General features: G+C 38.2%; 22 protein-coding genes. All 22 read right to left on the bottom strand.

Annotated elements, in window-relative coordinates:
- Positions 1 to 20 precede the first annotated feature (20 nt).
- Positions 21 to 1,022, bottom strand: coding sequence for a PD40 domain-containing protein (locus tag HRU69_13850; GenBank protein ID QOI98509.1), 1,002 nt, complete (start codon positions 1,020 to 1,022; stop codon positions 21 to 23).
- Between the two features lie 1,488 nt (positions 1,023 to 2,510).
- Positions 2,511 to 4,679, bottom strand: coding sequence for a peptidase domain-containing ABC transporter (locus HRU69_13845; protein QOI98508.1), 2,169 nt, complete (start codon positions 4,677 to 4,679; stop codon positions 2,511 to 2,513).
- Positions 4,666 to 5,190 (bottom strand): redoxin domain-containing protein, encoded by a 525-nt coding sequence (locus HRU69_13840; protein ID QOI98507.1) that lies wholly within the window; start codon positions 5,188 to 5,190, stop codon positions 4,666 to 4,668. The genes HRU69_13845 and HRU69_13840 overlap by 14 nt, the downstream gene beginning before the upstream one ends.
- Entirely contained in the window at positions 5,187 to 5,594 is a 408-nt protein-coding gene (locus HRU69_13835) for a hypothetical protein (protein ID QOI98506.1), read from the bottom strand. Before HRU69_13835 ends, HRU69_13840 begins: the two co-directional genes overlap by 4 nt.
- A gap of 242 nt (positions 5,595 to 5,836) precedes the next feature.
- A complete protein-coding gene (locus HRU69_13830; GenBank protein QOI98505.1) occupies positions 5,837 to 6,580 on the bottom strand; it encodes an ABC transporter ATP-binding protein in 744 nt (247 codons plus the stop codon).
- Positions 6,581 to 7,106: 526 nt separating this feature from the next.
- Positions 7,107 to 7,763: a hypothetical protein gene (locus HRU69_13825; protein QOI98504.1), complete on the bottom strand. Its 657-nt coding sequence runs from the start codon at positions 7,761 to 7,763 to the stop codon at positions 7,107 to 7,109.
- Between the two features lie 62 nt (positions 7,764 to 7,825).
- Positions 7,826 to 8,029: a hypothetical protein gene (locus tag HRU69_13820; GenBank protein QOI98503.1), complete on the bottom strand. Its 204-nt coding sequence runs from the start codon at positions 8,027 to 8,029 to the stop codon at positions 7,826 to 7,828.
- A 198-nt stretch (positions 8,030 to 8,227) separates the two neighbouring features.
- On the bottom strand, positions 8,228 to 8,872 hold the full coding sequence (locus HRU69_13815; protein ID QOI98502.1) for a response regulator transcription factor: 645 nt from the start codon (positions 8,870 to 8,872) through the stop codon (positions 8,228 to 8,230).
- Between the two features lie 379 nt (positions 8,873 to 9,251).
- Complete coding sequence (locus HRU69_13810; protein QOI98501.1) at positions 9,252 to 9,941, bottom strand: hypothetical protein; 690 nt, start codon at positions 9,939 to 9,941, stop codon at positions 9,252 to 9,254.
- A gap of 13 nt (positions 9,942 to 9,954) precedes the next feature.
- Entirely contained in the window at positions 9,955 to 11,142 is a 1,188-nt protein-coding gene (locus HRU69_13805) for an IS256 family transposase (protein QOI98938.1), read from the bottom strand.
- A 142-nt stretch (positions 11,143 to 11,284) separates the two neighbouring features.
- Positions 11,285 to 11,632 carry a hypothetical protein gene (locus HRU69_13800; GenBank protein ID QOI98500.1) on the bottom strand — a complete coding sequence of 116 codons (348 nt, stop codon included), beginning with the start codon at positions 11,630 to 11,632 and terminating at the stop codon, positions 11,285 to 11,287.
- 173 nt (positions 11,633 to 11,805) lie between these two features.
- Positions 11,806 to 12,747 (bottom strand): endo alpha-1,4 polygalactosaminidase, encoded by a 942-nt coding sequence (locus HRU69_13795; GenBank protein ID QOI98499.1) that lies wholly within the window; start codon positions 12,745 to 12,747, stop codon positions 11,806 to 11,808.
- Between the two features lie 196 nt (positions 12,748 to 12,943).
- A complete protein-coding gene (locus HRU69_13790; protein QOI98498.1) occupies positions 12,944 to 13,303 on the bottom strand; it encodes a VOC family protein in 360 nt (119 codons plus the stop codon).
- Between the two features lie 625 nt (positions 13,304 to 13,928).
- Entirely contained in the window at positions 13,929 to 14,333 is a 405-nt protein-coding gene (gene vsr, locus HRU69_13785) for a DNA mismatch endonuclease Vsr (GenBank protein QOI98937.1), read from the bottom strand.
- Between the two features lie 15 nt (positions 14,334 to 14,348).
- Positions 14,349 to 15,137 (bottom strand): hypothetical protein, encoded by a 789-nt coding sequence (locus tag HRU69_13780; GenBank protein ID QOI98497.1) that lies wholly within the window; start codon positions 15,135 to 15,137, stop codon positions 14,349 to 14,351.
- Positions 15,137 to 16,114: a DNA (cytosine-5-)-methyltransferase gene (gene dcm, locus HRU69_13775; protein ID QOI98496.1), complete on the bottom strand. Its 978-nt coding sequence runs from the start codon at positions 16,112 to 16,114 to the stop codon at positions 15,137 to 15,139. The genes HRU69_13780 and dcm overlap by 1 nt, the downstream gene beginning before the upstream one ends.
- A 551-nt stretch (positions 16,115 to 16,665) precedes the next feature.
- On the bottom strand, positions 16,666 to 17,202 hold the full coding sequence (locus HRU69_13770) for a hypothetical protein (protein QOI98495.1): 537 nt from the start codon (positions 17,200 to 17,202) through the stop codon (positions 16,666 to 16,668).
- A 967-nt stretch (positions 17,203 to 18,169) separates the two neighbouring features.
- Positions 18,170 to 18,769 carry a hypothetical protein gene (locus HRU69_13765; protein ID QOI98494.1) on the bottom strand — a complete coding sequence of 200 codons (600 nt, stop codon included), beginning with the start codon at positions 18,767 to 18,769 and terminating at the stop codon, positions 18,170 to 18,172.
- A gap of 803 nt (positions 18,770 to 19,572) precedes the next feature.
- Positions 19,573 to 21,384, bottom strand: coding sequence for a DUF262 domain-containing protein (locus HRU69_13760; GenBank protein QOI98493.1), 1,812 nt, complete (start codon positions 21,382 to 21,384; stop codon positions 19,573 to 19,575).
- A 1,132-nt stretch (positions 21,385 to 22,516) separates the two neighbouring features.
- Positions 22,517 to 24,127, bottom strand: coding sequence for a class I SAM-dependent methyltransferase (locus HRU69_13755; GenBank protein ID QOI98492.1), 1,611 nt, complete (start codon positions 24,125 to 24,127; stop codon positions 22,517 to 22,519).
- Complete coding sequence (locus HRU69_13750; protein ID QOI98491.1) at positions 24,124 to 24,447, bottom strand: helix-turn-helix transcriptional regulator; 324 nt, start codon at positions 24,445 to 24,447, stop codon at positions 24,124 to 24,126. Before HRU69_13750 ends, HRU69_13755 begins: the two co-directional genes overlap by 4 nt.
- Positions 24,448 to 24,525: 78 nt before the next feature.
- Entirely contained in the window at positions 24,526 to 25,716 is a 1,191-nt protein-coding gene (locus HRU69_13745; GenBank protein ID QOI98490.1) for an NgoFVII family restriction endonuclease, read from the bottom strand.
- Positions 25,717 to 25,927 lie beyond the last annotated feature (211 nt).

The following is a 25,927-nucleotide window of genomic DNA, read 5'->3' as shown; positions in this document are numbered from 1 at the left end:
GGCGTTTAGGGTTAAAGGTGTTAATAACTCATTATAAAATTATTTCGGGTTAGTTGAAATTGATTTTTTCCGTTAGCGTCCATTATCCAAAGAGTGCCCTTTTCGTTATCTATTCTCATATAATCAAAATTCAGGTACACAATCCTTCCGTCTGGCGCCCATGAGAAATTCATTATGTTGTTATTACTTACTGTCTTCAAATCAGAACCGTCCGGTGTAATTGTGAAGAGCTTAGCGAATTGAGTAGAGGTATTTGTGTAGTTGCCGATAAACGCAATTTTTGTACCCTGCGGGTTGAATCTTACACGTGGGTAAAAGGAAATATTGTTTTCTTTGGGGTCAAAAAAGATTTCTGATGTGGCTTGATGTATGTTATACCTCGTTCCGTATGTAAATAAATAATTGCTATCATCCCTCCAATAAGGAACTCGCCCTTTTCCTACAAATCTTTTGTTACTTCCATCGGCACCCATTATCAATACACCACAACTATTGGGGGGTATGGGGGTTGAGGCGCTTCCGCAATTGGTATTGTCATAAGCAATAAATTCCCCATCGGGACTCCATGCTGGAAAGAAATTCCGGCCCTCAAATGTGAGCTGCTCAATAGCCGTTGTATCGAAATTTGCTCCGTCAAATGGCATTTTGAAAATTTGTGCTCCGTTCATAAATGCTATCCAGTTTCCGTCAGGGCTCCAGTCGGGGTTATGCAAAAAAAACGGCAGTGCTCTTCGTTTACCAGTTCCATCGGAATTGATCAACCAAAATCCTACAGAGTCTTCTTTATAAATATAGATTGCCTGACGAGGGCACTCATACCCATTAGTATATTGTATTTCTTTGATAGGCCTGTGGTTGAATCCAATAAGTTGTCCATTTGGATGCCATATTGGGTCGTCATATGGAGAGGTGGGGACAATATCATATGGTGGGCACTTCGGAAATATTAGATTATCGTCATTTTCACAGCTGAAAAGACCAAGAATCACAATGATTAATATGGTTGAAAAGACTCTCAGCATAATGCCTACCTCCTACTTTGACACCTAAACCGGTAATTTGGTTGTGTACCTTTTTTAGGATTGAGAGATACTCCGGACGTTTTGAAATTAATAAAAGCATAAATTTTCTACAAGTCCTATACGTTGAAATTTTCTGATTTATCGCCAAGATAGCAGATGCGAAAAGTATTCATAGTATTAAGTGGGCGCGTTAGCAAATTTGGCTCTTGCCATAGCTTTGGTGTCGCGATGGGTTTGCGCGGCTATGGCATGTGCCAAATGTGCGGGGCAAGTCGAAGCATAATCTTCTTAAAAATGCGAAGGGCCGGCTGTATTACTTTTTAATTTGTCCCACGTTTTAAATTTCTTAAAGTCCAAGTTGACTCGAAGCCATTCACTCGTGGGAAATCTTTGTTACTGGTGTCAGCCGTTAGATGACCAAATTGTCCGGGCCCTATTACTGCCAACGTTTGAGTTTGTGCATCGGCTGTTAGTGAAACAGTCTTTCTCCCACGTGACTAAACTTTGTAGAGTAAAAATAATGAAAATATTAGTCGTCAAACAGCCGTTGCACAAACTTGTTGTTGCCAACAGTTTGCTTCGTCCGTCACGTTGGTGTCGACCGTTTCGTGTCGACCGGAATGGAAGTCACGAAGCAAAATGGCCATATTTAAGTATTCATTGTCGACCGGAGTCGATTTGTCGTCAGTTTTCAAAACTTCGCGCTGTCGCGCGGATAAAAAAAATGTCGTGCTGTCGCACGACACCTTAGTTGTTAATTCTACAAACGTTGTCAGCGGAAACGAGTCGTTGTCGTCAAACGGTCAACAGTCTGCGTAGTCTTATTTGTCGTCCGCAAATTGTTGGCAACGTTTGTGCTTGTGCAGTGGCCGGAATAGAAAGGCTTAAAAATGTAGCGTAGCGGAATGTTAAGCCTGACCAGTTGCGACCTGTCCACCGTGATAAATGTAACTAATGAAACCGAAACTTAATACCGACTCTGAACCCGGCCATTGCACAAGCATTTTGTTAGCGCCATGTGCCTTTGTTCCCAATCTATTTTGAAGTCATATTCCTTTGTCCACTTTTATTTTTGAAACTCTCAAACAACAATAAAGTTTTTTGAAGCGTAGGAGTATTATATACAACTTTGTCCACTTGGGATAACCAGCTACACTCTTTAAGTAAGCTTTGGATTGAGTGTCGCATGTGCGGCTTGCTTAATGTGTGTGGCGGAATTTAGGGGACGGTAATTTTTCTTATAGGGTCAAGTGATCAGAGAGGTAAAGCTTATACTTAACACTTATGCTACTTGCGAAAACGCTATAAGATAAATGACAAAATAAAGAACGGCAATTGTAAAAAGCATCCATAAAACAACCTTAACACCCCTCATGCCTGCACCCGGACGCTTATCAAAATTTTTTCTTGCTTTCGAAAAGAAATAAAGTAAAAAAGTCATAGCTGTCAAAAGTAATCATTTCAGTTTGGAAAAAGACCCTGTCAATGTTATAAATGATATTGAAGTTCACGATATGATTCACTAAAGAAATTATCGCTTTTTATCAACTCTCTGGGATGACCGTTTTGAACTATACTCCCTTTTTCTAAAATATAAACCACATCGGCCCTTAGAGCTGATTTAATTTTATGTGTCACCATTAAAATCGCTAATTCCTTCTTCTTAATATGAAGCAGTTCAAGAATAAAATTCTCAGTATTTTTATCCATTGCAGAGGTGCCTTCGTCAACTATTAAGAGACTTGGGTTATGGTAAAGAGCCCTCGCAAACGCAACCAACTGTCTTTGCCCTCCTGAGATATTGATACCCTCCTCACCCAGCAAAGTCATATAGCCTCTTGGAAAATTTTTGAAGTAATTACCGAACCCATTTGCCTCACACCACGACTTTGCGTTTTCTAGTTCAATTGGATCGTCTGAGAGTGCAATATTGAATAATAAGAAATTATTAAACAATTTGGTATGTTGTGAAACAACTCCAAGCTTGCCTCTGTACGCATATAACTCAATGTCTAATATGTTACAATCTCCATAGCAGATTTTTCCAGATTGCGGCAGATAAAATCTTTGAATCAATTGTATCAATGTGCTTTTTCCAGAACCACTCTCTCCCAACAACACAGTTAGATTCTGAGGGTTAATGGATAATGAAATATTATGTAAAAGAGCGGGATTACCAGGATAATTGAAACTAAGATTCTTGATTATTAAGCTTTCTCCGAAGCTTAGGTTATCGCGCTTGCCATTATTATTTTCCGGTTGCAGAGATGTAAATTCTTTCATCCGATCAAATGCAACTTTGGCTTCCTGTACCTGAACATAAAAGCTAGCGGTTCTTGTTAACGCTGGAACTATTGTTCCTACTAAAGAAATTACTGCTACTAATTCACCTATTTTAAGTTTATCGTGAAAAATTAGTAGTGAAGCATATCCAATAGATATGACTGTAATTAAGATACTGACAAGCTCAAGAAAAAGACCAAATCGTATCTTAATTTTCCCAAGCTGCAATATTCTATTTTGAAAATTTTCATAAATAATGGATGTAACCTCTGAAAAGAAGGACTGCTTATTCAACGATTTGATTTCAGAAATTCCAGTAATTGAATCAATGTAGTTGCTTTCATTTGCAGCTTGTAATACCATAACTTCCTTTTGATTAGATGTTATGGATTTTGTAAAGAAGAAAAGAAATAGCGCGCTAAATGGGATAAATGTTAGTACGATAAAACCCAATTCGCTATTATAGATAAAAATAGCAATGACAGACACTATTGTTAAGAATAACTCAACAAGAATATTCCCAACCATATTACCTATGACGGTTTGAATTCTGTTGGTATCGTTCATTCTCGATACCAATTCACCAGTTTTCTTTGAATCGAAAAATTGCTTTGGGAGAAACAGAAGAGCATTGTAAAATTGTTTGATCAAACGTTTATTGAACTCTCTGCCTTGTGTGATAAGAAATAATCCTCTGACGTAACCCAAACCTGTTTTGATAAAGAGGATCAACGCAAACAAGGAGAGACCCAATGTAAGTTTGAATAGGTTTTTTTCTGGGAGTATTGTGTCAATTAGCTGTTGGCTAAATATTGCTGTTGATATTGAAAAGAGTGCTATAAGAATTCCGAGAAACAGCGAAGACGATAAAATGTTCAAATCTTCTTTAAGAATAGTTAAGAACCATCGGAGACTCTTTTCTTGATGTCGTCTTTTCTCAATTTGGTCAGTCGGAGTTAATTTTATTAATGCTTTTGATTGCCACATGTCATCAAGTTTACTCTTTGACCATGTTTCAATACCACTCTGAGGGTCGCCAATTATTATATCTTCTCCTTTAAATCCATAATATACTACGTAGTGCTGAAACTTGCCATGAAGTAAAACATGCAATATTGCTGGCTGAGCCAATTCTTTTAGGTTATCCACGGAAGTTGCTTCTAAACCCTTTGCCTGAAACCCAACCGATTCAGAAGCTTCCTTGAGGCCAATCATGCTTGTGCCAAATTTGGTTGTCCCGCTTATTTGTCGTAGATAGTCTAAAGTGGCGAAGCCACCATGAAATTTTAATATTGATGCCAGGCATGAAATTCCGCAATCAGATTGTCCGTGCTGCCTTACAAAGGTCCTTTTGATTTTTTTATAATTCATCATTCAAAGCTCTCAATATTGCTTTCAGTTCTGTTTTGCCTTTGTATTCGTTTACCAGTGAATTGTTTTTATAAACAAAAATCTGGGGCACATTAGCTTTTCCAAATGTTGATACAACTTGATCAGGTCTAATTTGAAATAAAAAGAAATTAGGCCTCCCGAGAAGTCTATATTTCATAGCAAAAGACTCAATCTCATTTATCGTTTGATAAGAAACGGCACAAATCTGTAGGTCTTCTGTACCTGAAATATTACTCTCTAATTCCGCAAATTCTTCTTGGCAATATTCACATTCTGAATTAAAGTATAAAACCAGCGTGGGTTTCTCATAATTAAGCTCAGTCGCATGACTTGAAGCTTCACTTAAGGAGCCCATAATGCGGGACAACTCTTTTTTATTATGGAGAGCTTTTTCCTTTTGTTTTAGATTACTAACACTCCGCATTATCCAGAAAAGCGATAGTGCTATGAAAGACAGAATTGCGATGAATCTAATAATACGCTTCGTGTTCATGGCATATAACTTATTGAAAGAAACGTAATAAAAATAAGCCAAATAAAAATTCCACTTGCGTATACTGGTAGAGTCAATGACAATGATTGCCCATAAGGTTTATCTATAGCATATTTAATGCCGTATGCCAGCGCTAATGAATAACCAAGTTGAAACAAACTAAGTGATTGAAGTGGGTATATAATCCATGATTCCAAGTCATTTGCTTCAAATAAACTCAGCACCGACAATGGATGAAATTCTTGAACATCTGATATAGTATAATCCTTTACCACAAGCCCAAACCAAATCAATCCAATTATGGACGGAATTATTAGTACAAACTCAGCAAGTATGCATGCGTGAAAAACCCTTCTGAATGAAGCCTTATAACCAAATAAAATTATACCGGTCAGAAGCCACATGGAAAGAATGAAGAACTTTAGCAAATAAACAATTGGTATAATAATGTAATCGAGAAAGAACCAGTCACTTTTAAATTGGAGAATTTCAGTTACTTGATCATAAGTCAATCGATCCTTAAAATATTCGTAATACAAATTTTCTGAATAAATAAATGTATCTGAAATCAATGATATCAAGACCAATAGAAGTATAAACAAGAGAAAAAGATAAGTCTTGTTGACTTCACTAAAACGAAAGCTTCTCATATTAACCAATCAGCGTTTATTATTTTATCCTCTTGTTTAAGTTGATCTTTAATCCTCTTTTTCAGTTCTTCAGACTGCCCGAATGACTTATTTTCCAATTCAGAGACGATGCGACCTTTGTCCATGATATAAATTCTATCGCTTAGCTCAGTTATTATTTCAAGGTTATGAGAAGTTATCATCGTTGTTTTCTTACCTCTGAATGATTTTAGAATTGCCATAAATCTTTCAGTTGTGGAAATATCAAGATTCACAAATGGTTCATCGAGAATTAAAAATTCAGGATTATGAATAAGGATTGATGCCAAAGTCACTTTCATTTGATTCCCAGAAGAGAGATCTTTAATCCTCTTGTTCTGATGATCTTCTAGCGATAGCAATTGGATCAAATCATCAATTCTTGATTTGATAATTTGATTTTCAACCTTTTGAAATTTGGCTACAAAGCCGAGATATTCTAACACGCCAAACTCTTCTATAAAATATGGTTTACTTAACACAATACCCCAATCTTTCTTGTAAGAGACGAAATTAGTGGTAAGCCTATTACTTTTTATGAATATGTCACCCGAGTCATAGCCTATCAGATTACATAGTATTTTAATTATCGTTGTTTTACCACAACCATTGTTCCCCACTAAAGCACAATTATCAAAGCGATCGATTTTAAAGCTTAAACCCTCAAGGGCGCTGCTTTTACTGAACAAATACCGTTTGCTTACCTTTTTTACCTCTATCATTGATATTTTCTTGTTTGAACCCTATAATAAATCACGTTTGTAAAAATTAAACCAGATATAAACAGTAGATGGAATTTTATATCCAATTCTGTTTTAGTTAATAATACTGAAATAGAACACGCTAAAATATAGACAACGATGCTCCATGCTTTCTTGTCGATAGAGTGAGCTAATGCAAAAAGTAACGAGCAATAAAATATTGCAAGCAACATATGATCTGTAGGTAAGGAAAGAGTGTTTTTTACTTGGAGATGAAAGACAAAAGTCAATATTAATATGTCGGTTAACAGAATCTTAATGTAGTGCCTATCAATTGGCCTAATCCGAAAAATATTATAGAAATCATTCCTCAACTCCCAATCATGATAAAAGACCTGCATTAAAAACAAAACTATAATAGGAATAGTTAGAGCTGCGAGCTTAGGGTACAGAAAATTGAATCCAAGAATTATGGCATGGACTTGAATCAGTCCGTTAAATATCTTTGCTTCCTTTTGCCAATACCTAGCATAAAAGGCAAGTAGTGTCAATAGACTGGCCATTCCTTAAGAACTCTTTTAAAAATTAAAAATGTCAACGATGACACGAATAAAACTTGTATAATCAGTACATATGGTAAGATATTACTGTTTGCAAAAAGTGGCGCACTAATGAAAGTGCCAATAGGATTTACTGCCAAAGCTAAGGGGTTATCAAATTTGTCAGCAAAGTAAAATGGAACAGCAAATGTCAATATTAGTAAGTAATTAAAGTTTAATTTATTTTTTTTGATTGTCCAAAGGTGAAATAATATAAATACAACAAACAACGTATATGCGGTCATTAAATATAAGACAATGGAAATCGACAATATTTTGGAAAAAGAAAATCTTGAGATAAGAAGAAAGATTGGAGAAAGCAATAGAGGAATAATTGCAGTTCTCATCAAAATTAAATTTGAAAAGACATTAAGGGTAAATTCCTTATATGATATAGCAAAGCAATAAAAATATTTCGGAACGATTAGCGTTCGAACTTTTGCGTTATTGATTTGGCTTAAAATATACATCAGAATCGCCCCGTAGTGAAATGTCACAATTAGTGCTACTTGATAGCCTTCATTTTGCTCACTACCACCAAAAAAATTGGAAATTGCACCAACTGCAATTAGTATAATGTATAAAATAAAAAAAAGGTTAGCCATATTCCTCAAATTAGTAAATAAAGGGTCTGAAATAATTCAGACCCTTTCTTGTAACGCTGGTTTTAGTTAACACAGGAATCTGCTGAATCCATCATGGCAGCAACTTCTCCCACAATAAGACCAGCACCACCCCAAGTTATAGGACCGCCTGCAGTTACAGCTACAGTTGTTCCAACGGCTAAAATGCCCCAGCCTACCATAGCAGCACAAGCAAACCAACCTTCACCTTGAAGGTTTTGCATTTTTTCAGAAGACAATTCTTTCATAAGAATAAAATAGTTTAGTAATTGCCAGTATCCGACTGGCAAGCGGTTGCCGAAAATCTGTTCAGCTCAGGTTGTCTTTGCAAAGAACTGCGCAATCATATTTACAATAAACGAAACCTGCAATCGTAATTCTACCCAAATTTTTATCGTAGAACTACGCTTTTTTCACTCACATAGTTAAAGTAAATTAAAATAAGGTCACCAATCTTTCATATCCCACTCTACCACGACCTTTATCAATTGAACTTTATTACTCACACTGAATTTCTTATATATTCCTGCGATGTACTTTTCGACAGTTCGATGGCTTTTATGGATTTTTTCGGCAAGTTGAGTACTTGTAAGACCATTCGAAATACCCTTTATAAGTTTCTTTTCCAATTCAGTTAATCTGTAAGGGCATTTCTTTTTGATGGATACATTTTTAAGATAATTCTGAACGATCTGAGCAGAACGACTTGTCAAATAAGCGCCACCGTCATAAACTAGTCTGATAGCTTTAAAAAGTTCTTCCGGCTCGTCCTCTTTACCAATAAAACTTTTTACGCCATGAGCGTACATTTCAATTATGTTACTCTCCAGATCGTATTGCGAATAGGCAATAACCTTGAGATGGGGATAATGCTCTTTAATTTCATCAGTTGCTTCAACGCCATTCATGACTGGCATCCGTATATCCATCAGAACAATATCGGGAGTTTTGATTTTAAGTTGTTCAAGTAAATCAGCACCGTTTTCAGCCTCTATTATTACTTCAATGTCTTCTTCGAGGTGAATTGTCCTAATAATAGCTTTTCGGAATTTCTCATGGTCATCAGTGATGGCTAACTTAATTTTTGTCATGGTCTTATTTTGATGTCCTAAAGAGATGGGGAAAGCAAGTGTGTGGGAGTAGCGTGCGCGTGGGCTTGTGTGTCGGCAGCTACTGCCACACTCTTGCTTGGCGCGTGGTGCGCGGTGGAAAAAAACTTTATTGTTGTTACCCCGCTCTTAATTTGAAGTCCCGAATTATTCACTTTTCTGTCAACCGTTATTTTTTGTTTATCTGTCCAACGAGTCATTGTCAGTAAAACTAACTCTTTTTTAAAGGCATTGGCGCTAACGGTTGGCCGCTTGCCGCAGTGGGGGATTTCGGAGCACTTCACTGTCAACCAAGCACAAATGTTGATAGAAGCACTGAACTTGATTTAACCACGTCAGCCCCCATTGTGGCAAACGGCTGTTATAGGGCGTTGTTTATTCCTTTGTCCTTTATATATTTTGTTAGTTCGTCCATTTTTAAAACCTTGTCATATTGACTTTTTACTTTCCCAAGTTTACAGTCTTCAGTTATCAATTTCAAAAAGTCATTGAAGTCAGAATTTTCGTTTGCAAGTCGGTTTACTGTGTCCCAATCTATTTCTTGATTTATTCTTGAAGGGAAAAGTATTTCACTCTCAAATATGTTCTCTGGATTTAGTTTAATAATTCCTATTCCAAATGCATTGTTAAGTCGTCTTACTTCATCTTTAAAAGTCGGGTCGTCATCTATGTTAAGTGTCACTAAGTAACCTTCATTTGCCCAACTTGAATTTGAAACGGCTTGAAAGTATGATTGGCGTAAGTTGCCGAAGTTCAAAGAAACCTTTAACTCAAAAGAAAACAACTTTATTGAGGTTATTGACAAATGGTTTTGGATTTCAAGCGTTTCTGATTTGTAGTCACGAAATGGGAAATAAACGCCAACTAGGTCAGGATGTAACCACTCGTTTTGTCCTTTGGTAGCTTTGGAAGAGTTCTCGTGAAAGACTGTCTTAAGGTTGGCTTTGAAATGGCTGTCACCAAAAGCATAAGCAACTAATAAGGAATGAAGGTCTCTTTCATTAAGACACTGCCTAATTAAGTGTGTAAGTGCTGGGTAACGACTAAGCAACTGCGTAAAGGTTTTATATTTTGCATCTGCCTTCGAAGATAGTTAAAAATTGATTTACGATTAGTGGCCAGTTTCTCACGGGCAAGGTCCATTTTTTGGTGATCTCCCGTAAAGCCAGGTACACCGCTTTCACCACCGCCTGGTCGTCAGGGAACGAAAGTTTGTTGTTGGTATACTTGCGGATTTTTCCGTTGAGATTTTCGATAATGTTCGTGGTATAGATCAGCGTTCGGATTTCGATCGGATAATCGAAGAAGTGCGTGAGGTTATCCCAATTCGTTTTCCACGACTTGATAGCATGCGGATATTTTTTGCCCCATGTTACTTCAAGCTGCTCTAAGGCTTGAGCAGCCAGCTCTTTGTTTGGTGCTCCGTAAACAGTCTTCAAATCGGCTACAAATTGTTTCTTGTCTTTCCAGACAACGTAGCGAAGCGCATTTCTGATCTGATGAACTACACAAATCTGGGTTACCGATTGGGTAAACACGCTGGTGATTGCATCGGTGAAGCCCTTCAGATTATCGGTGCTGGTGATGAGAATATCTTCCACGCCACGGCTTTTTAAATCAGTAAGTACACTTATCCAGAATGAAGCACTTTCGCTTTCACCCAGCCACATGCCCAATACTTCCTTAAACCCCTGAGCATTAAGGCCTACGGCCAGGTAAATGGTTTTGTTGATCACCTTCCCATTCTGCCGGACTTTGAATACGATCCCATCCATCCACACCACAAAGTACACCGATGAAAGAGGCCTGCTTTGCCACTCCGTTACCAACGTATGTACCCGCGAGGTAACGTTGGAAATAGTGGCATCCGAAACATTCACACCATAGATTTCCCGGATTTGTATTTCAATGTCGCGTACGCTCATACCCCGGGCATATAAGGAGATGATAATTTCTTCGATGCCTTCTACGAACCGGCTGCGCTTGGGAACCAGGACGGGCTCAAACGTGCTGTTCCGATCCCGAGGTACTTCTATCTGTAGTTCACCTCGCGTGGTCTTGATGGTCTTACGGGTTTTTCCGTTCCGTGAGTTCCCGGAGTTAATCCCTTCTGGTGAATGTTTGGCATAGCCCAAATGGCCATCGAGTTCACCTTCCAGCATTTGCTCCATGCCCTTTTTGAAAAGTTCATCGATAAAGCTGTTGAGGTCTTTCGAATTCTTAAATTGCTTGAGAAACTCAGGGGTGAGCATCTCTTTGAGTAGTGGGTGTTGTTCTTGATTTTCCATGGTAACTGTGTTTAAAGTTAAGTCTTTAAATGCAACCGATTCGGCTGAAAGTGGTACATTCCACATCCCCTTTCAGCAAGGCCGAATCGGGCCTTTACACAGTTGCTTAGTCGTTACCTTCATTAAATTTCTTAGTCTCTATTTTTTCCTTTTTTGCGATTTCTGTGTCTTTCTGCTTTTGAACTTTTTGTAAGTCTATTTGGCTTGCAAGTCGTCTTAAAAAGAATTGTGCAGGTCGCTCACTTGTCTGAATTACAGTCGAGTTGTCGGCATTGTTGTTAATGTCTGTGTAGCAATATGCTGCTATTGTCGCCCAGGGTGTCTTGCCAGTTGTTGAAAAGTCACCAAGCGTTCCCAGTTCATTTGCCTTGTCCCAAATTTCCTTTGCGGAAAGTGGTGTCCCGACTTTTTCAATCGTCTTTTCTATAACGTCCCAAAATGTTGTCTTTGCCATTTATTTCTTTTTATTCGTGTCGTTTTACAATGCCCTATAACGTTTTGCAGCTTTGCGTTGTGGCGGATTAGATGCGATAACCTGTCTAAACGCACAATGTTTATTAATTGCACTACTGTTTATATACCCACTTTCCCCGCCATAACGCAAAGGTGCTGTTAGGCAATCGTTGTTTAGTCCTTGTAGTATAAAAAATAATATGCCTCAACATTGTCAAGATAAGCACCGTCAAAACCTGCATTCAATATTTTTTTCATATACGACTTGTCATTGCCATAAATGATGTCCTGCCAATCTTTTTTCCAAAACTTAACCCAAAACTCATCTTCATAACCGTTATACTTTCTTTTGAGCCAAAGCGGGTGATGTAGTCCCCAACCTTTTTTCCAGTAGTATCGAAATTTTTCTGCTGAGCCAATATTTATGTAAGAAATTACAAGTCTTTGTCCGCCATTTGCTTTTGTTTTTAATTGATTTATTTCAGACAATGTAAATTCTGTCCCCTCAAAGAACAGGTCAATTAGGACTACATCAAAATTTGTTGCTGAAATGGCGCTAATCATTTCTTGCTTCGATGAGTAATTGTCTGTGCTGATAAGATATAAATGATTTTGTGCAAGTGATAGATTTGTAATGTTGGAGGTGTTTTCATAAGGAATGCTGTCAGGGATTTGTTTATAATGATAATTGTCGCTACTCCTTGTAAAGCATATAAACCCTTCATTATAATTTCTGAGAAAAGCGTCTGAGGTATAATTGTTGTCAGAAACGAATTCGGATACCATTATTTTTTTCGATGTTTTTAGTTGTTGAAGCATAGAAAGTCGTTCACCATCTAACGCATAAGTGCCATTGTAAAAAAGTTCTTCAACGCCAATTCCGTTTATTGAACTCATATAAGATGAGTTTTGTCCGTCATTTGGGGCAATATTATTAAAACATAGTTCAATTCCATTTTGAGGAATAACTATAAAGTCTGGGTCATATCCTCTTGCGTAATTAGAAATGGCAATAACAAAGTCCTGCATTTTTTCCGCTGCTTTGTCTGATCGCTTTTCTTTTGAGCAAGAAAAGAAAACTGTCGAAATAATGAATATTAAAATTGTTCTTATCATTTTTGTCCTGTCTTTTTACAATGTTGCCTAACGTTTTTCGGCTTTGCGTTCGGGCGGGCTTTTTAGCACTACACTCGATACGAAGAACCGCACTTCAATTATACACAAAATTGTCAATAGAAGCACGTCACCCCGCCTGACGCAAAACCGATGTTAGTGGCTGCCGTTCTTGTCGCTTTATGCAAATTTTTGTTTCTCATTTTATGCTCTGTCCAAAAGTTAGTAGGTTGTTGTCCGGGTCAAGCAATGAAAACTCTCTTTGTCTCCAAGGTTTTGTTTCTAAATGTCCATTTGGGTGAATTAAAACTTTGTTGTCCAAAATTGTTTGGTAAAGTTTATCAATGTCGTTTGTTCTAATATAAACCTGTCCGTAGTTTTCTGTTGGGTTAAGGTCTTTAAACTCAAAAAAGTGAATTTGAATGTTGTCTTTGTGAACCATTAAATAACCATCAAAGTCATTGTCGCCCCAAAGTTGAAAACCTAAACTATTTATGTAATAGTCTTTCGTTACGGCTTTGTCACGCATTGGTAATTTTGGATTTATTTCTGTCAGCATATTTTTTTGTTAGTTTGTTGTAAATGTAAACACGATTTTACGAACGTTAGTTGCTGTCGTGTGATTGATTGTCCTGCCGTCAACCAAGTCCGTAAGACAATGAATTACTGTCCCCCGAAACCGAACTGAGGTTAAAAGCACAACTCTTACAACCTAAGTCAAAGTCAACATATAAAGAACGCAAAAGGGACAGTCATTCAGTGTCTAATTGTTACTCTCGTTAACTGTTGAACTGTCGGTCGCACGGTTGCCACTAACGTTTGTGTTTATGCAGTGCGGGGAATAGGAGGGCAAAAAAATGTAGCGCAGCGAAATGTTTTGCCCGACCTGCACGTCTCTGTCCCCCGACACCGATCTAAATTAAGAAATTACTTTTAATACCTACACTAAACCCCCGCATTGCATAAACATTTTGTTGGTAGCTGTAGGGCCCTTCTACGAACTTCATTCGTAGCCTTGTCTTTCGTCCCCGCTAATGTTACACGTCACTTTATCATTTAGTCGTGCGGTGGGGCATTTTTCATTGACGTCATTCTCCGTTTACGCTGTACTGAGCACACTTATTGACTGGCTTTGGATGTGGGCTGTAAGTGCGGCCAGGCAATGTGTGTGCGATTTCTTTGACCTATCTCTGCAAATGTAAACTCAGGTTTCTCAACTTTTTTGATTTTCTTAGCTCACATTCCCAAATGCGATAGACTTTCCAACCTTTAGTCGTCAAAGCCTTACTTACATCTTTGTCTCGCTCTTTATTCCTTTTAATTTTTTTATCCCAGTATTCCTTGTCATTGCTTGGCTTTGTGTTTCTGCAGTTGTGGCCATGCCAAAAACAGCCGTCAACAAATACTGTGATGTGTTTTGTTGGGAATGTAAAATCAGGTTTTCCTAAAAGTTTGTAATTTCTTCTCCAGCCAATAATTTTATTTTGTTTGAAAAAATGTATTAGCGCGAGTTCCGTTGACTTATTGCGACTGCTTTTTACTTGTCGCATTATTTTAGTTCGTTCTTCTTTTGAGAACGTGTCCACAATTAAGATGATTAAGTATTAAGATGACTTCTTACCTTTGGCTGATTCCTTTTTCGGACTTGGAGAAGTATATTTTATTACATTAATCCAAGAACTATCAAACCCAATTTTTGAAAGAATAAAGTCTTTAGGTATTAAGGTCGGTCTCTTTACTCTAATGATTAAACTGTCTTCTGGCACGTCCTCAAAAATAGTGAATTGCTGTCCTCCTGATTGCCACGTAAATTTTTGGTCTTTGGTTTTTTTATTAAACCCGTACAGGTTTTTACCTTTCCACTCCCAGTAATATAGCTCCGGGTCGTATCTAATTGTGTCAATTTCAAAAATTACATTTTCAATTAGGTCTTCGGAGCGTATCAAGACAACAGTTCTCAAATGTTTATAGGTTTCTCTCATTTTTGAGACCCTTTCATTATAAATATTCAGAACTAATTCACCATGCTCATTTGGAAGTTTCCCCGGTTGAACATTATAGTCGTAAGAATTTATTAAGTCGTTTCTTCCACTAATTAATCGGATGGATTTCCTCTTAGATGGCTTTTTGAATTTTACTGATTTTGCTCCCCAAGCTGTATTACCTAACGCAATGTCATCTAGCCCAACAACAGAGGGTTTCCATTTTGCTCCAATTGAATTTGCAAATATTTGTTCCCATTCTTTGCCTTCAATATCTGTTGCTCCTCTTGTTGCTAAAATATAGATAAGCTGTTCACCTACTTTGTAAGGAAAATCTTTTGGAAAATCGTTTAGAAGAAAGGGAGGAACAGATTTATTAACAGTCCTTAGTTTGGGTGAGTTTTTATCCATTAACCTTTATTATAACTTACTTCGTATTCTCTTAAAACAGATGTCATATCAAGTGAGGTTGCAACATATGGTAATAGCTTTAAGATTACTGCTTTCACTAGATTGACTGGAACTGCATTACCAGCTTGTTTTCTTGCTTGACCATCATTAACTACAATTTTGTATGTATCGGGAAAACCTTGTAGTCTAAACATTTCCCTTGGTGTTAGCCGTCTTTCACCGTTTACAAGTAAATAATTGTAAGATGCTCCGGCTCGCAAAGCACATGAGTATGGATAAGAACAAATGTTGCCTGCTTTATTCTCATGCCATATCGAAAGTTTATAAGCTGACTTATGCTTTTGCTTCCGCTTTTCAACAATGTAGTCCGAAGCATAGTGTTTTTTATCAACCTTTCTTTCTAAAATTTGAGACAGAGGTTTGAAAGGTCTTATTGGTGATGGGTAGCTAAAAAGAATCGGGTCTCGGTGCCCTACAATTATAACCCTTTCTCTTTTTTGCGGAAGGCCATAGTCGAGCGCATTTAGGACTGCATATTGAACATGATAGCCTAATTTTTTTTGAAGAGTATTTATAATGGTCTTCAAAGTTTTACCTCCATCGTGACCAACGAGTTGTTTTACATTTTCAAGAACAAAGGCTTTCGGTTTTTTGTGCTTTATAATTCTAACAATATCAAAAAAAAGTGTTCCTCTGATATCATTGAATCCTTGCATTTGACCTATTATGCTGAAAGGTTGGCATGGGAAACCTGCAAATAAAATATCGTGGTCTGGTATATCTTTTTCGTCAACTTTAGTTATGTCGCCAGATGGACGATGGCCGAAATTTGCCTCATAACTGTCTTGGCAATATGTGTCAATGTCAGACGAAAAAACACACTCAGGTATCAAATCATTCTCACGGCATGCTTCATCCATTGCAACTCTAAATCCGCCAATTCCACAAAACAAGTCTATGAATCTAATTTTTTCCATCTGTTCAAAGGATTTGGCCAAATTTAATAAAATAATCGACTTTTCTGGTGGTTCTGGCGGGTTAAGTTTGGGTTCACTTTAATTAAATATCTGGGTCACGCGGACTGGTTTGGCTCTTGCCATAGCTTTGGAGTCGCGGTGGGTTTGTGCAGCTATGGCATGTGCCAAATGCGGGGGGCAAGTCGAAGCACAATCTTCTCAAAAATGCGAAGGGTCGGCTGCATTAATTTTTAGTCTGTCCCACGTATTAATTTTCCAAGACCAAGTTGTCTGCGAAGCCGTTCACTTGTCCACGTGAGAAAACTTTGTTTAAAAATTGTCGTCCGTTTTTTTGAAACACAAATTTGTCCGGGCCCTATTGCTACCAACGTTTGGGTTTGGGCAGTGGCGGGCTTAGGAGGCCTTAGCAATGGAGCATCGCGGAATGCTAAGGCCGACAAGGTCGTCACTGTCCGCAGTGGGCAAACGTTGTAGCGAAGATAAAACTTTTTACATACTCGTCACCCCGCCATTGACCAAACCTGGTGTTGTGCGCTGGCTGGCTAACCATCTCATTTTTTTAATTCTTTTAGTCCGTCTATTTCGGTTTTGCTGAATTCTTTTGTCCGGGTACACCTATTTGTCCAGTAGCAGTTTTCTTTTTCGATATTATCAAGCTTTTCTGATTCATTGAGGAAAAAGGAATAAGTGTGACCTTTTATAGTACCGTATACTATGTACTCTTTGTTTAATTCAAAGTCAAAACCACAGGAAGCCCCTCCCTCACTCGTGAAAATTGTCACAGTGTCACTTGTTATTTGACCCTTGAAAAATTCTATCACTTGAATGTCAACCTTAATAATCTGTTTGTAATCAAATGATTGAGCCTGTCGTTTTTCATTTTTAATGTTATCTCGGATAGAATTTGCTTTATCGGCTTTTAGTGTTTCTGCAAAAGAGACCAATTCTTTTTTTACAACTTTACCAAATATCACACCGTCAGCGGAATTCAAGGATTCCCTTATTGTCCCAGTACCACCGCATTTACATGCGTAAATTTGTCCGCATTGTACTAGAAGAAGAAACGTCAATATAAATTTCGATTTCATACGAATATTTTGTCCAGCCAGCTTGCGCACAACGTCTGTGTATGTGCCGTTGCCGGACTAGGAGCCAAAATGAATGACCGTAGGGAATGATTTTGGCGACCTGCTCCGACATTGTCCACCGTGACAGAACGTGCTTGCGAAGATAGCTATTTGTTTGAACCTAAACCCGGCAATGGTCACATACATATTGTTGGCGCCAGTACGCTTAGTTCATGTATTTCCATTTTCTCTTTCCGTAGTCTGATGTCAAAAGTCCGGTCCGTGAAACAAAATGATAAAATTTGTCTAAGGCGTCTTTGTCATTGTTAGAAATCAATCGCTTCTCAATGATCATAAAAAAGCCGGTCGTGATCTTTTGGTTCGTCACATAGTATTGCTCCAGTCGTCCTTGGATTCTGTAAGTCACACGAACTAAGATGCCGTCCATGTTTCTTGTTTTTAGTTTGGGATTAACGTTGTCAATCGTCCAAAGAAGCTTTCGTAGTGTGTCAGGATGGAGCTTGAAAGACAATAGCCCCAATGAGTCTGTCGGTACCGGTAATTTGGAAGAAACTAAGAGTGGGTAAAGGTTCGGTCCCACGTGGTCAAAACGTACTACGCCAACGGTGTCGTCAGTCCCGTCTTCAAACCTAATGTCACTTATCAGCTGCTCTTTCGAAGCATCGCCTAGCATCATGTCGAGTCCGTACTTCGTAGACTTAAGTTGTCCACTCACTGTCACCGCGACCAAACTAAAAACCCAACTTACTAATAACGTCCTCATTGATTTCTTGTCCCGCGTATTGGCGCCAACGTGAGTGCATAAGCAGTGGCGGGTTTAGGAGGGCTTAGCAATGTAGCGAAGCGGAATGCTAAGACCGACCTGCCGCGACTTGTCCCACGACACCGAACGTTGTTTGAAAACTAAAACTACAAATTTATACCGAACCCCGCCATTGATTATGCATTTTGTTGTGTGCCGTTGGCTTTAGAACTTCACTAATTTCCAGTTCATCTTCTTTTCAACCTTATCTTTTTCGTCCTCCGTCAGTCGAATTACAAAAACGTCTTGTCCTGTCTGGTGGTGCATATAAAGTTGATAAGGCGAACCATTGTTCTTCATTGATGATTCTAAGTATTTGAAGAAGTCGGTGTCGTACCAGTCGTCATGAAATTTTAAGTTGAAGACTCGTAATGTATCACTGTCCCAGAACGAAACCTTAACAGGTCCTTCGTCAGATGTCCATTCCTCTTTAATCCTGTCTGTATTTAAATAACCACCTGATAGCTTTCCAAATTTTTCAACTGTCATTGCGTAAACATTATTTCCGTTTAGAACGTCAGCCTCCAAATCTCCCCACCACACTCTTGTCTCGTCCAACTCTGCTACGTGAAGATCAAAGAAGTCCGCGTTATACTTTGGATCAAATATTTCATTGAACTCATCATAACCGTCAACCTTGTACTTCTGTTGGGCTTTCTCAATTAGTAATGTCGTCAATTGTTCATCGTCCAAGTCTTTGAAGTTCTCAAAGAGTCCGACTTGTCGAAGATTGGCAACGGCTGTCTTAAACTTCTCTTCTTGCAAATCTTGTCCGCGGTTACACGAGGCGAGAAATGTCAAAATCAATATTGTTGTTAGGTATCTCATCTGTCCAAAAGCCAATGGCACACAACGTTTTGGGTTTGTTTAGTGGCGGATAAATCCGGAGGATTTGTCCGCCTACACGAATATAAATAAACTTGCTGACACTACGGGCGACTGTGTCGCCCGCCATTAAACAAACCCGGTGTTGCCGGCTGGCCATTTTGTCTGTCCGTCATGCTTATGTTTGTCAGTCTGTTGTGTGAATAGTAAATTTTTTGGTTATATATGTCGTCCTTTTGTCTAGTCTAAATGTCAAGATGTTTACTTCATCTGGTTTGAGTTTACTAATACTGATTACTTCACCTATATGGTTGTCGTACTTTGAAACTGAATCTGAGAATTCCAATACGGTGATTACCATTTGAGGTTCACTAAAAATGTTTGCAAGACTATTTTGTCTAGCGATTACAAAAGTGTCACTGATTCCATAAGGTCCAACGTTGACAATAATTCCTTCCCGTCCATTTAGTTGAATTTTATCTAGGTTAAACCTTGTCGTATTTTTTATCTGAAATCTGTAGTCAGTCTCAGTAGTACAAGAGAAGATTGTACAAAGTTGTAAAATCAACAAGTAGTTTATGATTCTCATGTCACTTTAATGGCTTGCCGGCAACGTTTGGCAGCTTGGCGTAGTGGCGGATTTTTAGCACAAATGTTCAATTGAAGAACTGCACTTTGGGTTAGCACTAAATTGTCATAGTAGCACGTCACCCGCCATTACGCCAAACTGCTGTTACCAGCCGTTATTCTTGTTCTGTCGTCACAGCTTCTTTAATTTCCATTGTGTCCATTTCGTCAAATGTCAGTCCGCTTAATTTTGTTTTTAAGTCAGTTAAAATGTTGTTTACTCTACTTTCTATAAACTGGTCAATTGCATTGTCGGGTAATGTTCCATTTCTTGCCCAATCTAAAATGTCGCTTGAAAGTAAGTGTGAAGGCATTATTGCTTCAAATTCCGGTTTGTCATAGTCCTTCATATACTCAAGCGGATTTCTGTTTGTAATGTCAAGGTTTGTTATCTGAGTTAGATAAGCAATGTTCATCAAACTGTCGCTTGTAATTTTGTTTTTATGCTGATTATTCAGCACATACTCTGAATTGGTCGGAAAAATGTGGTGCAAGTTTGGTTTGTCTGTCGAGAAGAAGAAGTTTTGAACTAATACTTCTCTGTCGCAATGTTCCCAATCTTTTGGTTGAGCACTTGAATATAAAGCCAAAACTGCTCTACTCATTCGCCCTTTTGAGCTGTAAGTTGCGGTGCGGAGTTTTTGCTTATCAATTAAGAACCTGTCAAACACAACTGGCTCGTTAGCTTTTCCTTTATTCAAGAACTCAATGTGTTGACCTAATTGAGTTGTGTTGCTTAACAAGTCATCATTGTGAAAGCTGTTAAACCAGAAATACTTTTTGAGTAAGCCATAGTCAGGCGAACTGTTTTTATAGAAGTATGCGGTAATCGTGAAATAAAAATAGCGGAAGGGAATTAGGTAAGGAGTTTTTATGTGTAAGTGATTTTCAAAAAAGTCGAATGTTTTAAGCATTGCCTTTTTTGTTTCTTCCCAAACCGCCAAAATATGTTCAGTTTTAATTTCGTTTAGGTAACGGTCTGTGATATTTCTCACTCCGCTATTTGGAACATTGTGATTGATAATGACTGCTAATATTTGCAGATAATCAAGGTCGCTGATTTTTAAAAACTCGCTGTTGTTGTGACTTCTAAAATTATCAATCAAGTCACGAAGGTAAAATCCATTGTCGGCTGGCGTGGTCGCTGTCTGTTGTGTTGCAGGTTTGAATGTTTTTGCAACTACTATATCAAAAATGTTAAGTGGTTTGCCTGCTTGATTTATTCTTTCAAATATTTGGCAAACTTCTGAAACTTGAATGCCTTTAACTTCAATAAATGAAATTCGATAGTTGTCAAGAACGCCCTTAATTTTTGAAAGTTCTGCTAAAATTGGGTGGTTAAAATCTTTGTTAACTGTATCGCTGTTAAATACGCTTGTTTGAACAGTTGTGAAGTTGTTTTTAATGTCAATCAATTTCACAATCAAACCTTCGTCAAATCTTTTCTTTTTGCCAATGTTTGGTCTAATTTCTCCGTTGCGGTCGTCAATTTCTGTCCAGAACAAAAAGCGGTTACGGTAGCTTTCATCATCTGTATCGCTGTCAATGGGAACAGTTAAGTCAACATAAAGCAATGGATTAAATCCTGGTCGTCCTTCAATGCTGCCACCATATAAAGAAGTAAGAAGCGAAGTCGTTCTTTGCTGTCCGTCAAGTATGTATTGATATTCAGTCCGACTGAAATTTGTGTCCGTTATTTGGTGTCCACCTATTTGTCTATGGTTTTGAAGTTTTAAATCTGTTTTCCAAATCAGGATACTACCCAAAGGATAAAACTTGTAAATACTGTCCCAAAGTTTTTTTACGTTTTCTTGTTCCCAAACTACGTCACGCTGAAATGTCGGGATTTGATAATTCTTGGCTATCAACTCGTCAAGGTAAGTTGTTAGTCCTTTGTTTGTCGGAAATATCCTGTCTGTATAATTCATATTTTCTGTTTTTCGTTTTTAGCTGTGTCGTCTTTTATAATGGCTGGTAACGTTTTGGGTTTATGACGGCTGCGGTTTTCGAAGCCGTATTTGTCCCGGGTGTGCGAAACGAAGTTAGTGAAACCAAACTACAATTCCACCTGTCACCCGCAGCTGGCATAAACCTGGTGTTGCCGCCAGTACGCGTCCACCGTTACTTTATTTTGGACTTCTGATAAGAAGTCCACCGAAAACTAGTTTTGGACGCGTCTGGCTCCACTTTTACAAAACGTTATCGGGTTGGTCGGTCTATGTCGGTAAAACTGCCTAAAAATTTTTTAAAGGCAAGGGTCTAACGCTCCCTTATGACACCTGTCATATTTTAGTTCAATCAGAAATTGTCCTGAACTGCTGTAATGCTTAAAGTGAAATTCGGTGTCTGAGAGATTTATAATTTCGTACTTGTCTGAATAATTTGTATATAAATATGTTAATTGTATAGAGTTTCCATTTTCAATAAACCTCCATCTTGCTCTGTTTGCACCAACACTGGCGCTCTTGTCTCTATTAAAAACTAATGGTGATGCTACTATATACCCACTTGGTGATGTCCCAATTATTTCGGGGTTAAACCAGAATACACCAACCAAAAGATTAGTCTTTGTCTCAAAAGTTTCATCGTCTGAGCAACTCATTAACAGAGTTATTGTCAGGAGAAATAGTCTTGTAATAAATTTCATGTCTGTAGAATTTTATTTATAGGTCTTTTTGCGTATTGGCGGCAACGTTTGTGCTTGTGCAGTGGCCGGAATAGGAAGCCTTGTTAAAGCCGCCTCAGCGGCTGACAAGGGCTGACCAGTTGCGACCTGTCCCACTGATAAATTTAAATAAAGAAACCGAAAGTAATGAGGACACCGAACCAGGCCATTGCACAAGCATTTTGTTGGTAGCTGTAGGGCCCTTCTCCGCACTTCATTCGTAGCCTTGTCTTTTGTCCCCGTTAATGTTACACCACTCTTAATTGTCAGCCGTGCGGTGGGGCATTTTTCGTTGACTACACTGTCAGCTTACACTAAACTGAGCACACTTATTGACTGGCTTTGGATGCGGGCTGTATGTGCGGCCAAGGTAATGTGTGTGCGGTTTTGAATAATTACTTTCCTCGATTCAATCGTCTGTACGATAATTTCTTCCAAATATTGTGAGCCAATTTTATCTCTTTTTGAGTAAAGCCATAGTGCTCTTTAAGGATAACTTGATTTGTAATCTTTAGCACGTCATCAATGTCCGTTTTACTCCTTATCAGTTTGTCAATTGTAGGAAGTAAAGATGAGTTGTCTTTATGGTACGGAAGTAAAACGCGTTCTGCTTCATTCGGCATAAGTTCGAGAACTCCACCTCCATGACTTCTACCAGAGACCTCAGTAAATGCCAGTGAAAGTGAATTATAATAGCTTGCTGTTAGTGCCTTGATATTTGTGCCTGTCTTCAGAAAGACTCTGTGCATTGTGTCTGTCGTGTATGCTTTAGCTTGATTAATGATTAAGCGTGGATAGAGATTGCTTCTCCGAATAAATAAAGCGTCAGAGATTTTTAACGAAGGAACTACAAACCAATCATCTCGAATTCCTGTTTTGTAACCTTTGTGAATTTCTTTGCTCTCTCCGAAAGCAATATATTTTACAGCTCCATTTCTTTTGTTCAGATTTTTACGTTCAGGAAAAACCAATAAGTGAGCTTTGGCCTCAGACAATCTATTCTTCTCCCAATCTTTTTCTGTGAAAATAACGCTGTTGACCTGAACACTCCTTCCAACCATTGGCCTCGCATAGTCCTCAAGGTCATACTCCTCAATTGTCGAAAGCGGAACCGTGAAAAAGTCATTTGAACCTGTCGTAATTCCAACCTCAACATTAGCAAACTTGCCAAGTATTGGAACGTTTCTACTTGTTGCTATATCCTCCAAGAAGTCAATCTCTTCTTGCTCTAAAAAATAAAAAGTCCATTTATTAGACTTAAAGTCTATTCTCTTTTTCGGACTCTTTAACCTCGCAACATCAAGGGATGCTAAACTGTCAGCGTCCTTTAATTCAATGTGTTCAATGAGATGGTCTTTAGTGTTATTTTTTTCACATAACAACAAAACTACCTCTTGTTGAATGTTGGGAAATACCAACTTCTCAAAAGAAATAATATTGATTTTGTTATAGTAGTGAGCTATAAACTGTCTCAACTGCTGAGCAAATGAAACTTGCAATATTTCTGCTGGAAGGACAAAACCAATTTTTCCGCCTTCCTCTTTAAGTAAAAGAGAAGACCCAACAACAAACGATACCCAAGCATTTGTGAGTTTTGAATAGGTCAAACCAGCTTTGATAAAAATATCCTCAGCTTCTACTTGTTGCTTTCTGTCAAAAAACTGATAACGTATGTAAGGTGGATTACCAACAATTAAATCAAAACGTTTGTTGGTGCTATTGCAATAAGTGTGAAAGTCCGCATTGATTATTTGTCGATTCTTAAGGGGAATTGAATTTGCCTTTTCTGCCTCAACTTCATCTAACTCAACAGCTGTTATAGATTTATATTTTAGCTTATTTTTATGAAGCTGCTCTAAGAAAATACCATCGCCACAACTTGGCTCTAATATGTCGGATGTAGTACTTCCATTGATTCCCCAGCGGAGTACAAATTCAGCAATCTTTTCAGGGGTATAAAAACCGCCTCTTAGTTTTTCAGCCGATGCCTCAGAGATTAGCTTCATTTCAAAGATGTCTTTTTGGCCTTCATATATTTAACTTTTTTCTCAGCGGCTTTTAGAACCTCTGAGGTGAATTCGTTTTCATATAGAATTTGGGAAGCAACCGTATCGCTGAGAAAAGCAATGGTTAAGTCCTTCTCACTTACATCAAAGAGTTTTGAAATTCGCTCAATGAGCTTCTTTGTTGGCTTTCGGCTATTCTTTTCGATTTTGCCAAGCATTGAAGTATCAATTTTTAAGTGCTTAGCTACTTCTTTGAGAGTGAGGTTTTTGTCCTCTCTTAGCTTCTTAACAGTCTCACCAAACGTGTTTTCGAAATTCATCTTTTTTGGACTACTTCAGTCCAAAAGTATGAAATGAGCCGCTAAATACCAAAGTGTGACTTCAAAATTTTGATTAGGTTATTCGATGGTTAAAGTAAACTCGTCCTTTTTGCCAGCGTTCTTAAACAATGAAGCGCTTTTGCCAATCAATGCATCTTTAGCAATTACCTTCTTTGCTTTCCCCCAACTTATTTGGGTCATCGAATTCTTCTGCTTGTAAGACCTCGTATCTGTTTTTGTGTTATGGGTAAGGGTCAGTTCATAGTCACCAACTTCTTTACCATCAATAATTATCTTGAATAGTGCATTTGCTCTTTCAAGGTGAGATGTTTTTGGGTCTTTGTCTCTTACCCACTTGAGAGATGAAAACACGTTGTCTCTGAAATAATGTCGTTGGTCAATATCCCCAGTCTTACCTTTTTTAAAGAGCATTGACCCAGTAGGATTGGTATTTGAACCTTTTGGAATATTTAAGTCGCGTTGTGTTAAACGCCCACTTTTCCATAGCAATTCTGATGGCTTGCTTTTAACTGGAGCTACTGCTGGTGATACCTTGACTTTAGCTTTTGTTGATGGCTTTTGAACTCCTCTAAACTCACTTGGTATTTGTGCAATTGCCCGCTTAGGGAAAATCTTAGAGATTAAACTTTCTGTGGAGATATTCTCAGGCTTTTCAGCCTTATCTTGAATTGCCTTACGCTCTGCTTCTGTTGGAACAACTCGTGATTTAACCAAGTCATCTATTAGCTGCTTTGTCAGCTTCTTTATGTTCGGGTCAGTGTGGTCAAATATTCCGCTAAAATAATCTTTCAGTTGTTTGATAATTTGTTGGTCGCCTGCATTTTTATTGTCAATGCTTACCAGCAATGAAGCTTCAACATTTGTAAAAAGTCCTTGAGAAGTGAGGTTCGATGAACCGAGAATTAACTCAGATTTGTTGTCTCCTTCAAAGAGATAGATTTTTGGGTGAAAAATTGTTATTGATGGCTGGTAGAAAACGTATGCTTCAACATCCAAATTCAAAAGAGCTTCCAATGCTTCCTTTGATGTACCCTTTTGGTCAACTCCTGTAACAATGGTAATTACTTTAAGATGCTTCTTGGCATTTGAAATGTATTTGGAGAGGCCATTTACACCAGCTTGGCTTGCAAATGCTGAAATTCCAGTAAAAGTATGAAAGTCTTTATCCGCCAAAAGCTTGATTAGCTCTTGCCCGACTGATTGTGAAGATGAGGGTTTGAATCCTTGTCCAAGTAATTTGATTTGCATGCCATTGTTAAGTCAACAAGCAATTTAATGAAAAATGTAATGCGGTGGGGGATTTGGCTCTTGCCATAGCTTTGGTGTCGCGGTGGGTTTGCGCGGCTATGGCATGTGCCAAATGTGTGGGGCAATTCGGAGGAGAACCTTTTTAAAAATGCGAAGGGTCGGCTGTATTATTTTTAATCTGTCCCGAGTTTTTTTCAAAGCCAAGTTGTCC

This window comes from Flammeovirgaceae bacterium (assembly GCA_015180985.1).
In the GTDB taxonomy this organism is placed as follows: Bacteria; Bacteroidota; Bacteroidia; order Cytophagales; family Cyclobacteriaceae; genus UBA2336.
This window is presented reverse-complemented; position numbering and strand designations above follow the sequence as displayed.